Raw genomic sequence first — 11,678 nt, 5'->3', positions numbered from 1 at the left:
CCTTGCTGTTCGACATGGATCTGGACCGGCTGCGCGACTACCGGCCGGAACCGGAGGAGCCGGCCGATTTCGATGCCTTCTGGGAGAAGACACTCACGGAAACGGCCCGGCACCCACTGGACGCCGGATTCGTCCCGTACGACGCCGGGTTCGCGACCGTCGACGTGTTCGACGTGACGTTCCGGGGCTGGGGCGGGCAGCCGGTGAAGGCGTGGCTGCTGCTGCCGAAGGCGCGCTCGGGGCCGCTGCCCGCCGTGGTGCAGTACATCGGCTACAACGGCGGCCGGGGCATCCCGTACTCCTGGCTCACCTGGAGCGCACTGGGGTACGCGCATCTGGTGATGGACAACCGGGGCCAGGGCGGCGGCGGCAAGCACACCGCGGACACCCCGGACATCGGCCCGGACGGCCACGGCTCCTCCTCCCCCGGCTTCCTGACCCGGGGCATCGAGGACCCGCAGCGCCACTACTACCGGCGGCTGATCACGGACGCGGTGCGGGCGGTGGACGCGGCGAAGGCCCATGCGGCGGTGGACGCCTCACGGCTGGCGGTGCTCGGCGGCAGCCAGGGCGGCGGGCTGGCACTCGCCGTGGCCGGGCTGCGGGACGACGTCGTGGCGGCCGTCGCCGATGTGCCGTTCCTCTGCCACTACCGGCGTGCCTCGCAGATCACGGACTCCGGACCGTACGCGGAGATCGCCCGCTGGCTGTCCGGGCACCGCTTCCGGATCGACGAGGCGATGGAGACGCTGTCCTACTTCGACGGGGTCAACTTCGCGGCGCGGGCGACCGCCCCGGCGTGGTTCTCGGTCGGTCTGATGGACCGGATCTGCCCGTCGTCCACGGTGTTCGCCGCCTATCACCGCTACGCGGGTCCGGCCGAGATCGAGGTGTTCACGTACAACGGGCACGAGGGCGGCGCGGAGTACGACCTGCCGCGCAAGCTCGACGCGCTGCGGGGCGTGTTCGGCCGGGAGCGGTGACGGTCACCGGCCCAGCGCCGCCATCGCGGCGTTGTGGCCGGGGACTCCGCTGACCCCGCCGCCGCGGACGGCGCCCGCCCCGCACAGCAGGACATTGGCGTGCGCCGTCTCCACCCCCCACCGCCCGGTGGAGCCGGTGGCGTACGGGAACGCGAGGTCCCCGTGGAAGATGTGGCCGCCGGGCAGCCGAAGGTCCTGTTCGAGGTCGAGCGGGGTCTTCGCCTCGATGCAGGGTTCGCCGTTCTCGTCGCGTGCCAGGCAGTCGGCGACCGGCTCGTCCAGGTGCGCGTCGAGTTCGGCGAGCGTGGCCGTGAGCAGCTCGGCGCGGGCCGCCGCGTTGTCTGCGGCGAAGAGCCGGGCGGGAGTGTGCAGGCCGAAGAGGGTGAGGGTCTGGTAGCCGCGGGCGGCGAGGCCGGGTCCGAGGATCGACGGGTCGGTCAGTGAGTGGCAGTAGATCTCGGACGGCGGGGCGGCGGGCAGCCGGCCCGCCGCCGCGTCCCGGTAGGCGTCGGCGAGCTGCCCGTACCCCTCGGCGATGTGGAAGGTTCCCGAGAAGGCGGCGCGCGGGTCGACAGTGCGGTCACGCAGCCGGGGCAGCCGGGTGAGCAGCATGTTCACCTTCAGCTGGGCGCCCTCGGCCGGGGCGGGCGGCGCGTCCCCGAGGAGGGCGGCGAGCGCCTGCGGCGAGGCGTTGACAAGGACCTGGCGGGCCGCGACGACGCATTCGGCCCCGGGTGAGCGGACGGTGACCTCGGCCCGGGTTCCGTCGGTCTCGATCCGGGTCGCCTCGTGCCGCACCCGGATCTCCGCCCCGGCCGCGCGGGCGGCCCCGGCGAGGGCGTCGGTGAGGGCACCCATGCCACCGACCGGCACGTCCCAGTCACCGGTGCCGCCGCCGACGACGTGGTAGACGAAGCAGCGGTTCTGGAGCAGCGACGGATCGTGCGCGTCGGCGAAGGTGCCGATCAGGGCGTCGGTGAGAACGACTCCGCGTACGAGGTCGTCGTGGAAGTTCTCCTCGACGGCGACGCCGATGGGCTCCTCGAAGAGCGCCCGCCATGCCTCCCGGTCACCGATCCGTTCGCGCAGCGCGTCCCGGGCGGGCAGGGGTTCGGTGAGCGTCGGGAAGACCCGCTCGGCGACGCGCCGCGTCATGCCGTAGAAGCGCTGCCACGCCTCGTACTCCCGGTCCGACCCGGTGAGCGCGGCGAAGGAGTCCCGGGTGCGGTCCCCGCCGACGAGCAGCCCGGTGGCGCGGCCGCCGCGCACGGTCGGGGTGTACGAGGAGACGGTCCGCTTGCGTACGGCGAAGTCCAGGCCGAGATCGCGGACGATCTTCCGCGGCAGCAGGGACACCAGGTACGAGTAGCGCGACAGCCGGGCGTCGACCCCGGCGAAGGGCCGGGTGGAGACGGCCGCGCCGCCGGTGGTGGCCAGGCGTTCCAGGACCAGGACGGACTGTCCGGCGCGGGCGAGGTAGGCGGCGGCGACCAGACCGTTGTGGCCACCGCCCACGATCACTGCGTCAAAGCTGTCGGGTGCGCGCATGGCCCTTCGTAGCACGGGACGTTCCTTCCTGACCAGAGCCCGTGGTGCCCGGTCAGCTCGGCAGGACGTCCTGCCCGCGCCGCAGCGCCGCGACCCGGCGGTACAGCTCGACGGCCTCCGGTCCCCGGCCGAGCTGCTCCAGGCAGTGCGCCTCGTCGTTGCGGGCGGCGAGGCTCTCGGGATGGCCGGCGCCCAGGACGCGCTCGCGGGCGTCGGCGACCTGGCGGTAGACGGTGAGGGCGTCGGCCCAGCGGCCGAGCCAGCCCAGGCCGACGGCGATCTCGCGGCGGCTGACGAGGGTGTCCGGGTGGTCGGGGCCGAGGACCCGGACACGGACCGCGCACACGTCGCGCGCCTCGGCGAGTGCCTCCTCCCAACGGCCCAGGCGGCCCAGGTTGACGCCGAGGCCGTGGCGGGCGCGGAGCGTCTCGGGGTCGGCGGGGCCACCCACCCTGGTCCGGTCGGCGACGAGGGCGCGGTACAGCTCCAGGGCCTCCGCGCTGTGGCCCAGGCGGCCGAGGCTGATGCCGACCTCGTAGCGGGCGGACAGCGTGTCGGGATGGTCGGCGCCGAGTGTCCGGGCGCGGGCGCGGGCGACCTCCCGGTAGGTCTGCAGGGCCTCCGTCCAGCGCCCCAGCCGGCCGAGCGTGTACGCCACTTCGTAGAGCGTGACCAGGGTGTCGGGGTGGTCGGCGCCCAGCAGGCGGGTACGGGCCGACACCACCTCCCTGGCCATCCGGCAGGAGTCCTCCAGACGGCCGAGCCGGCTGAGGTTGAAGGCGAGGTTGTGGCGGCAGCGCAGGGTGTCGGGGTGGTCGGGGCCCATGGACCGCTCGCGGGAGGCGAGGACCGCCGCGTACACCTGATGGGCCTCGAAGTGCCGGCCCAGCTGGCCCAGGACGTACGCCATCTCCTGGCGGGCGGCGAGGGTCTCCGGGTCGTCGGGGCCCAGGGTGCGTTCCCGGCCCCGGGCGACGCGGTCGAACTCCCGCAGCGCGTCGGAGGCCCGCCCGGTGCGGCTGAGGGTGAAGCCGACCTCGTACCGGCTGGACAGGGTGTCGGGGTGGTCGGGGCCGAGGGCGTGTTCGCGCTCGGCGGCGACCGCGCGGTGCACCTCGCCCGCTTCCTCCCAGTGGCCGAGCCGGCCCAGGTTGAGGCCCGCGCTGTGCCGGCTGGCAAGGACCGAGAGCAGTTCCGGCGACGGGGTCGGCCGCTCGGCCCTGGGCGGCGGCAGCTCTCCGGTGAGGTGCCGCATGTCGGTGCCGGTGGTCCATTCGCCGGTGAGGCCCGCGGAGTGGTCGGGCGGGGCGAGCCCGAGGCGGTCGCCGGCCGCCTTGTGTCCGGTGGTCATGCCGCGGGTCCAGGCCGGCAGCTGCTGCTCCGGCCGCACGACGGGAACGGGCGGCGCGAGCCGTACCTGCTCCGAGGGCCGGAGCTGCGGCTGCTCACCGGTGCGGCCGACGGCGATCCGCTGCCGCAGGTCGCCCGCGTCGACGGGCCGCTCCTCAGGGGCCTTGGCCAGCAGTTCCAGGACGACGCGGTCGAAGAATCCGGGAAGCTCGGCCCGGTGCGTACGCAACGGCTCGGGCTGGGTGTCCCGGTGCCCGACGAGGACGGCCCAGGCGTCGTCGAGGTCGAACGGCGGTGCTCCGGTGGCGATCTCGTACAGGACGCAGCCCAGCGAGTAGAGGTCGCTGCGGTGGTCGACCTGGCCGCCGCTGATCTGCTCGGGCGACATGTAGTGCGGGGTGCCCATGGCGATGCCCGTGCCGGTGAGGCGGGAGGTGAAGCCGATGTCGTGGCCGAGTCTGGCGATGCCGAAGTCGCAGATCTTCACCGTGCCGTCGGTCAGCCGCATGATGTTGGCGGGCTTGAGGTCGCGGTGGACGATGCCCTGCTGGTGGGTGTAGCCGAGGGCGTCGGCGACCTGTTCGGCGATGTCGACGATGTCGGGCACCGGCAGCGGATGCTGTTCGTTGTCCTCCAGGAGCTGGCTGAGGTTGCGGCCGTCGAGGAGCTCCATCACCAGGTAGAGGACGCCCTCGTGCTCGCCGAAGTCATGGACGACGGTGACGCCGCGGTGCTGGAGCGCGGCGGCGACACGGGCCTCGCGGCGGAAGCGCTCGCGCAGGACGCGGGTGAAGGACTGGTCGTGCTGGGGGCCCATCGGCTTGAGGCATTTGACGGCCACATGGCGGCCGAGCGACTCGTCGCGGGCGCGCCACACCTCGCCCATGCCTCCACGCCCGATCAGATCGAGCAGTCGGTACCGGCTCTGGATCAGCCTGGTGTCCGCCATCGCCTGCTGTCGCCCCCGTCGGTCCGCCTATTTCTGTGCCCTCCCCGGCCCGTCCAGTATGGCGGCCCGACTGCGCAGTTTGTACGGGGCGGGGCGGCTGCCGGGGCCGAGCCGGGTCCTCGCGTTCAGAATGTGACCGGGCGGGAGCTGCCGGCGGAGCCGGGAGGTAATGCAGCGCAGAGCGGTTCCGGCGGTACGCAGCCGGCGGTCGACGGTGTGCACGGGCCCCACGGGTCTGCCGTAGAGCTCATGGGCGTACGGGGGCAGCCGCCACTGGCTCCGCTTCACCGCCCGATGGCCCTGGACCGACGTCATCACCCACGCGATCGACAGGCTCCATACCCTCCCGAACCCCGGCTGACCAACAACTTCGAATGCCCCGACAACCCGCACCACCGCACCGGCGCAGCGGAACCCGGCACCCACCCGACCCGAAAACCGGGCCACCAGCCCGCGCTGGCCCCGCAAAGACCCCACTACACAGACACAACGTCCCCGTCAGCAAGCTGACAGGAACTCACGAATGTTCGAGGCCAGGACAAGACAAACCTGAGCGTAGCCGCCAGGCGGCCGGCCTCCGACTCACTTCATTCGGGACGAAGAGGCCGCGGGTTCAAATTCCGCCACCACGACAGAGTAAGTCCAGGTCAAGGGCCTGATCCTCACTGAGGATCAGGCCCTTCCTGCGTCTCGCTGATCGTTTGAGAGAGATCTGGGAGAAGATCGCCCGCCGCAGCGCCCCGCACGGCTCCGGCCCGGGCAAGTCCCGCTGGGTCGTCGAGCACACCTTGACCTGGCTTCACCAGTTCACACGTCAGTGCATCCGCTACGAGATACGCACCGATCTCCACCAGGGACTCCTCGAACTCGCCTGCACCATCATCTGCTTGCGGCGGCTGCCCACCGCGTCCCGAAACGATCAGTGACCCGCCCCTCACAGCGCACAGTCGCCAACGTTTGGCAAGTACTCCGGCAACTATGACTCAATACATCGCTCAATGATCTTTCACACGTTTTCCCGCAGTTATGGGCAACAGGTAGTAGGAATGAAAGGGCAAGTTCCCTAGTCGAGGAGTCATCGATGGCCAAGGTTCCCGCAGCACCCAAGAGCGAATCCCACTCGGCCCGCCGGCCGAAGAGGATCGGATTCTCCGTGGAGACGGTGAAGACGGCCCAGGTCAAGAGCGTGCCGAACCTCGAAGTCGACCAGAAGGACGTGTAAGGACAGGGGGCAAGGCACTGTCCTGACCCGCCCGGTGGCTCCTGGAGCCACCGGGCACTCCCCTTAAACCTGTAAGGAATGGCGTGTTCGATCTCGAATCCCTGCTTGACCCAATGCCTCTCGATCAATTTCTTCGCGAGAACTGGACAATTCGGGGCGTCGTCTTACGCGGGCAGGACCGGGACCGTTTCCGTCCGCTCTTCTCATGGGATCAGCTCAACCACCTTCTCAATTTCCATCGTCTCCGGTTCGGCGAAGAAATCCGCCTGGCGGCAATAGGCAGAAAGATCTTCGACAAGCCCGAGACTCCCGAAGAGTGGATCAAGCACTGCCAGGACGGCTACACCCTCATCATCAACCAGTTGCAGGCGCGGCTGCCCGCTATCGCCGAACTGGCAACGGGGATCGAGCGTGCGACCGGCCACCGGAGCCAGGTCAACATGTACTGCTCCTGGCCTGAGCAGCAGGGGTTCGACCAACACCACGACGACCATGAGGTCTTCATCCTGCAGATCGAGGGGACGAAGCGCTGGGTCGTCTCCGAGGAGACGTACAAATACCCGCTCGACAAATACAGCAACGTCTCCGCCGACACAGGCGAACCCAAGGGGCCCCCGTACATCGAGACCGAACTCCGCCCGGGGGACGTGCTCTACATTCCACGGGGCCACTGGCACTACGCGGTGGCCGGTGACGAACCCTCTTTGCACCTGACGCTGGGAGTGACGTGCCGCACCGGCGTCTACTGGCTGAAGTGGCTTGCGGACGAGCTGATGGACGAGGAGGAGTGGCGGCGCAATCTCCCGCCAGTCGTCGGAGGTGATACGGCCCAGCTCGCCGACCACGTCCGCGGACTGATGGGCAGGCTCGCCGCGCGGGCCGACGACGAGCAGTTGGTGAAGGCGTACCTCGCCCATCATCTGACAACCCAGGACAGCCGTCACCGGGAGATCAGCCTCCCGAGCCAGTCCGGGTTCCATCCCCTCTCCACGAACGGCGACACACGTCTACGGCAAGCACAATTCAACCCTGTCAAGGTTGATTACGATGCCGAGGCCGAACAGCACCGTATCCAGTTCGGCACGAAAAAGATCACGCTCGACGGCGCTCCCGCAGAGCTCATCGACAATCTCTTCCGCCGCACGTCGTTCACCCTTGCGGAAGCCGGTGGCTGGGCCCCCGAATTCGACCTGGCCGAAGACATCGCTCCACTGCTACGGCTGCTGGTCGAGGAAGGAATCCTTCTGGAGGAGAGTCCTCCGCCGGCGTGAGCACCGCCAGGAATCCCGGCCCGGCCTGCGGCATGACGGGCAGGCGGTCCATGTCCGACGGGCCTGTACCACGGGGTCAGTTCCTCTCGAAAGTGCAGACCCCGCAGGGCGCTCATCACTGACGGAGATAATTCGATGAAGATCGGCCTGATCGAGCTCAGCGCACACAGCGAGGTCCTCGACAGTCTCATACGGCAAGCCGTCGATGTCGGGGCGAGCCCTACCGTCTACACCAATTCGTTCTGTGCCGAATCCTCGGAGGCCGCCGAATCCGCGGAAGTCGAGTGGAAGGTGTGTCCCCGGGATCTGCCGTACGCGGAATTCCTGGAGAAGTACACGTCCTCGATCGCCTCGCAGGATCACCTGTTCATCATCACCCCGGTCGATTCCTTGTGCGGCCTGCTCTCCGATGCGAGCGTGATGACACCCGCCTGGCACTGCCTGGTGCACAACCTCAACACGTTCACCTCGTCAGACGGCAACCGGCCGAGCGCTGCCATCGCGAAGCTCGTTCTCGACGGCGCGGCGGGTGTCCTTCTCCCGGATCTCCGGCTCAGGAGGACCGGCGATCCTCTGCGAAGCCGCGCCATCAACATCGCCTACCCGCAGCATCCGCCTACGGAGTTCGTGAGGGACGAGGTGCGGTGCTGTATTCCGGGGAGAGTGTATTCCGGCAGGGACCACGCCGAGGTTCTGTCCGCACTGGAAATCGCCTCCCCTCGGCTGACGAAGCGGCTGCGAGTCGATTTTCTGGGAGAGCACTCCACTGAGGACACCAATGCTGCCGTGGAAGCCGCGAGGAAGGCTGTCGCTCCCTCGGTCGAACTGCGAGATCACCCGGGTTACGTCCCTCAGGAGGAGTTCGACCGGACCCTGGCAGAGGCTGACTTCCTCATTCTTCCGGTCTCCGAGCACCTCACGCGTAACGGCATCATCGAGACGCGCGGCCAGACCTGTGTCACGGGCAACATCAACGACATGGTCCGGTTCGGCCTTCCCTCGCTCATGCCCGCCTTCTATCCGCTGAGCGGTCATACCGAAGGCATGACGGCGCGGTACGGCGGCATTCCATCCCTGGCGGACCTGATCGTCACCTGGGTGAACACCGGCGAGATCAACCGCAGGAAGCGGGCGGCGGCACCGGGACTGGAGGCCTACCGGGCCGAGTGCCTGTCGGCCATGCGCGAGCAACTGGGTCGCCGTTACTGACCTGGAACCAGTCCCGGAAAAGCAGGCATCCGAACCCGATTCGAAGGAAAGCGACGCGTGCCACCAGGAGAGCAGCGGCGCCCCCCGGAGGCGCATATGACGACCGATGTATTTCGTGGCCCGGTACGTTTCCTGACGATCGCCAGTTTCGTCACCACCGTCGGCAGCGGGCTCTATCTTGCCGGAAGCATGCTGTTCTTCACCCGCGTCGTCGGGCTGAGTGTGTCGGGCGTGGGCACCGGCCTCGCCATCGCGACGGTCGCCGGCATCCTGTCGGGCCTCCCCCTCGGTGCTGTGGCCGATCGCGTCGGGCCCCGGGGACTGTACGTCGCCACCCAAGGTGTCCAGGCGACGGCGATGTTCCTGTTCCCGATGACACACTCCTTCGCCGTCTTCCTCGTGCTGGTCACCGTCGCCGCCATCGGCCAACGCGGTGCCCAGGCGGTCGGCGGCGCCCTGATCGCACGGATCAGCGAGCCCGGCGAACGTACCCGCGTCCGCAGCCATCTCCGAGCGGTGACCAACCTCGGGATGGGCATCGGCGCAGCTGCGGCCGGCGTCGCGCTCCAGCTCGACTCGACGGCGGGCTACACCCTGCTGATCCTGGCGAACGGACTGAGCTTCCTCGCAGCGGCAGGACTGCTGCTCAAGATCCCGTCCGTGGAGCCGGTGCCACGCCCGCCGGGCGCGCGGCGCATGGAGGCCATGCGAGACGGACCGTACCTCGCCCTGGCGCTGCTGTGCGGGGTCATCGCGTTCCAGTACGACGTGGTGTCCCTGGTCCTGCCGCTCTGGCTGGTGTCGCACACCGCGGCGCCCCGATGGTGGCTTTCCACACTACTTGTGATGAATACGGCAGTGGTCGTGCTGTTCCAGGTCAAGGCAACCCGGTGGGTGAGGGGCCCGTTGCCCGCTTCCACCGCTCTTCGTGGAGCAGGGTTTCTGTCCCTCGCCGGCTGTATTGTGCTCGCGCTCGCCGCAGGGGTTTCCGCCCCCATTGCCGCGGCCCTGCTGCTCGTCGGCGTGCTCCTGCTGTCATCGGGTGAACTCGGCCTGGCCGCAGGGGCATTCGAAATCAGCTTCGTGCTGGCCCCGGAACACGCCCAAGGCCAGTACCAGGGAGCCTTCAACCTGGCCGATGGCGTGGTACGCGCAGCGTCACCGATCGTGCTCACCGCTCTCTGCCTCCAATGGGGCAGGCCCGGCTGGGTGGTGCTAGGTGTCGTCCTCGCGCTCTGCGGCCTAGCCACCCGGCCGCTCACCCGGTGGGCACTGCGCACCCGGACGCTTCCGGCGACGAAAGGATCCGTCCCCGTCGGCTGAGGTCTCCATCGTTGAGACATCTTCGATATCAGCGACATTTGCGATATCGGCGGCATCAGGAGCGGAGTACGCCTCGGCCCGGGACTTCGTCGGCCGCCAGGTCGAAAGAAGTGCGACCGAAGTTGTCGGAGCAGCGACGCCTTCACCCTGGCGGAGTCCGGAGTCCTCGACGGGCGCCGGGCCACCGCGCACTGGCAGTGCGCGGATTCCTTCCGGGCCCGCTTCCCTTCTGTCCGCCTCGAATCAGACGTGCTGTTCGTGGGCGACGATGGCATCCTCACCGCCGAGGGGAGCGCGGCCGTGCTCGCCCTCGGACTGCATGTGGTCCGCCGCAACCATGGCGCGGAGATCGCCAACTCTGAGAGCCGGCGACTGGTCTTCGCGGCGCACCGGGACGGCGGGCAGCGGCAGTTCGTGGAGCACCCCATGCCCGACCTGCCGGACGAGTCCCCGACACCTGTCCTGGCCCGAGGCCCGGAAACGGCTGGACTCACGGCGCACGGTGCCTGACCTCGCGGCGCGTGCGGCGGTCGGTCCGGCGACGCTGCATCGCCGCTTCCAGGCACAATCGGACAGCCTCACTCGTGAAAACACGAGGCCAAGAATCCTCGTCACACTGCGCTCAGCGCCGTACGCGCGGCATTCCCAGGCCGATCCACGAGATGATCTCCCGTTGGATCTCGTTGTTGCCGCCGCCGAAGGTGAAGATGACGGCGGACCGGTATCCGCGTTCGAGTTCGCCGTGGAGCACGGCGCCCGCCGACCCTTCCTTGAGCGGTCCGGCCGAGCCGACGACCTCCATCAGCCAGGCGTAGGCGTCGCGGCGCGCCTCGGAGCCGTAGACCTTGACGGCGGAGGCGTCCTGCGGGGTGAGGGTCGCGTTCTGGACCGCGGACACCATCTGCCAGTTGAGGAGCTTCATGGCATCGAGCCTGGTGTGGGTGCGGGCGAGGAGGGCGCGCACCCAGCCGAGGTCGATGACGCGGCGGCCGTCGGCGAGCCGGGTGTCCGCCGCCCAGCGCTGGACGTTGTGGAGGGCGCGGACGGCCATGGTGCCGTGGGCGGCGAGGGTGACGCGTTCGTGGTTGAGCTGATTGGTGATCAGCCGCCAGCCCTTGTTCTCGTCGCCGACGCGGTGGGAGACCGGGACGCGGACGTTCTCGTAGCAGCTGGCGGTGGTGTCGTGGGAGGCGAGGGTGTTGATGACGGTGCAGGAGTAGCCGGGGTCGCTCGTGGGGACGAGCAGCATGGTGATGCCTTTGTGCGGGGGCGCGTCCGGGTCGGTGCGGACGGCGAGCCAGACCCAGTCCGCGGTATCGCCGTTGGTGGTCCAGATCTTCTGCCCGTTGACGAGGTACGCGTCGCCGTCGCGGACGGCACGGGTCTTGAGCGCGGCGAGGTCCGTCCCCGCGTCGGGTTCGCTGTAGCCGATCGCGAAGTCGATCTCACCGGCGAGAATCTTCGGCAGGAAGCAGGCCTTCTGTTCGTCGGTGCCGAACTGCATGATCGTCGGGCCGACGGTGTTGAGGGCCATCAGCGGCAGCGGCACACCCGCCTGGGCGGCCTCGTCGAAGAAGATGAACTGCTCCATCGGCGACAGGCCACGTCCGCCGTACTGCGTCGGCCAGCCGACACCCAGCCACCCGTCGGTGCCCAGGCGCCGGATCGTCTCCCGGTAGAAGGTCTTCTGCGCGGCCGGGGCCGCGTAGCGCGCGTAGGCGTTGTCGGGGACCAGTCCGGCGAAGTACGTACGCAGCTCGGCGCGCAACTGCTGCTGTTCAGGCGTGTATTCGAGGTGCACGGCCCCTCCAGGAGTCTCGCGG

The 11,678-nt window shown here is 69.2% G+C and carries 8 protein-coding genes and 3 pseudogenes; 7 read left to right on the top strand and 4 right to left on the bottom strand.

Annotated features, from left to right (window positions below):
- The first annotated feature begins 2 nt into the window (after positions 1 to 2).
- The gene (locus tag ACIOMQ_RS18560) at positions 3 to 983 is read left to right on the top strand and encodes an acetylxylan esterase (RefSeq protein WP_362198744.1); all 981 of its coding nucleotides are present in this window, start codon (positions 3 to 5) and stop codon (positions 981 to 983) included.
- A 3-nt stretch (positions 984 to 986) separates the two neighbouring features.
- Here the strand turns inward: ACIOMQ_RS18560 and ACIOMQ_RS18555 are convergent, their stop codons facing one another.
- The 3 genes and pseudogenes from ACIOMQ_RS18555 to ACIOMQ_RS18545 all read right to left on the bottom strand — a co-directional run.
- Positions 987 to 2,531 (bottom strand): NAD(P)/FAD-dependent oxidoreductase, encoded by a 1,545-nt coding sequence (locus ACIOMQ_RS18555; RefSeq protein WP_362198741.1) that lies wholly within the window; start codon positions 2,529 to 2,531, stop codon positions 987 to 989.
- A gap of 52 nt (positions 2,532 to 2,583) precedes the next feature.
- On the bottom strand, positions 2,584 to 4,830 hold the full coding sequence (locus tag ACIOMQ_RS18550; protein WP_401269314.1) for a tetratricopeptide repeat protein: 2,247 nt from the start codon (positions 4,828 to 4,830) through the stop codon (positions 2,584 to 2,586).
- Between the two features lie 27 nt (positions 4,831 to 4,857).
- Positions 4,858 to 5,097 (bottom strand): annotated as a pseudogene (locus tag ACIOMQ_RS18545) (DUF2236 domain-containing protein); the annotation flags it as partial.
- 437 nt (positions 5,098 to 5,534) lie between these two features.
- Here ACIOMQ_RS18545 and ACIOMQ_RS18540 point away from each other — a divergent pair.
- The 6 genes and pseudogenes from ACIOMQ_RS18540 to ACIOMQ_RS18515 all read left to right on the top strand — a co-directional run.
- A pseudogene (locus ACIOMQ_RS18540) lies at positions 5,535 to 5,756 on the top strand (IS5/IS1182 family transposase); the annotation flags it as partial.
- 155 nt (positions 5,757 to 5,911) lie between these two features.
- Positions 5,912 to 6,052 (top strand): hypothetical protein, encoded by a 141-nt coding sequence (locus ACIOMQ_RS18535; protein ID WP_362198735.1) that lies wholly within the window; start codon positions 5,912 to 5,914, stop codon positions 6,050 to 6,052.
- Positions 6,053 to 6,135: 83 nt separating this feature from the next.
- Positions 6,136 to 7,323, top strand: a complete 1,188-nt coding sequence (locus ACIOMQ_RS18530; RefSeq protein ID WP_401756495.1) for a cupin domain-containing protein — start codon at positions 6,136 to 6,138, stop codon at positions 7,321 to 7,323.
- Between the two features lie 135 nt (positions 7,324 to 7,458).
- Entirely contained in the window at positions 7,459 to 8,532 is a 1,074-nt protein-coding gene (locus ACIOMQ_RS18525; protein ID WP_401756497.1) for a hypothetical protein, read from the top strand.
- 96 nt (positions 8,533 to 8,628) lie between these two features.
- Positions 8,629 to 9,855 (top strand): MFS transporter, encoded by a 1,227-nt coding sequence (locus ACIOMQ_RS18520; RefSeq protein ID WP_402189527.1) that lies wholly within the window; start codon positions 8,629 to 8,631, stop codon positions 9,853 to 9,855.
- A 132-nt stretch (positions 9,856 to 9,987) separates the two neighbouring features.
- A pseudogene (locus ACIOMQ_RS18515) lies at positions 9,988 to 10,423 on the top strand (AraC family transcriptional regulator); the annotation flags it as partial.
- Between the two features lie 54 nt (positions 10,424 to 10,477).
- Here the strand turns inward: ACIOMQ_RS18515 and ACIOMQ_RS18510 are convergent.
- Entirely contained in the window at positions 10,478 to 11,656 is a 1,179-nt protein-coding gene (locus tag ACIOMQ_RS18510) for an acyl-CoA dehydrogenase family protein (RefSeq protein ID WP_402189524.1), read from the bottom strand.
- Positions 11,657 to 11,678: the final 22 nt, after the last annotated feature.

The organism is Streptomyces sp. NPDC087845 (assembly GCF_044742755.1).
Taxonomy (GTDB): domain Bacteria; phylum Actinomycetota; class Actinomycetes; order Streptomycetales; family Streptomycetaceae; genus Streptomyces.
The sequence above is the reverse complement of the archived record's forward strand: the minus strand, read 5'-3'. Positions and strand labels throughout refer to the sequence as shown.

Excerpts from the sequence above, each read along its gene's own strand:
- ACIOMQ_RS18555 (WP_362198741.1), bottom strand. The coding sequence starts at position 2,531 with ATGCGCGCACCCGACAGCTTTGACGCAGTGATCGTGGGCGGTGGCCAC.
- ACIOMQ_RS18550 (WP_401269314.1), bottom strand. The coding sequence starts at position 4,830 with ATGGCGGACACCAGGCTGATCCAGAGCCGGTACCGACTGCTCGATCTG.
- ACIOMQ_RS18535 (WP_362198735.1), top strand. The coding sequence starts at position 5,912 with ATGGCCAAGGTTCCCGCAGCACCCAAGAGCGAATCCCACTCGGCCCGC.
- ACIOMQ_RS18525 (WP_401756497.1), top strand. The coding sequence starts at position 7,459 with ATGAAGATCGGCCTGATCGAGCTCAGCGCACACAGCGAGGTCCTCGAC.
- ACIOMQ_RS18520 (WP_402189527.1), top strand. The coding sequence starts at position 8,629 with ATGACGACCGATGTATTTCGTGGCCCGGTACGTTTCCTGACGATCGCC.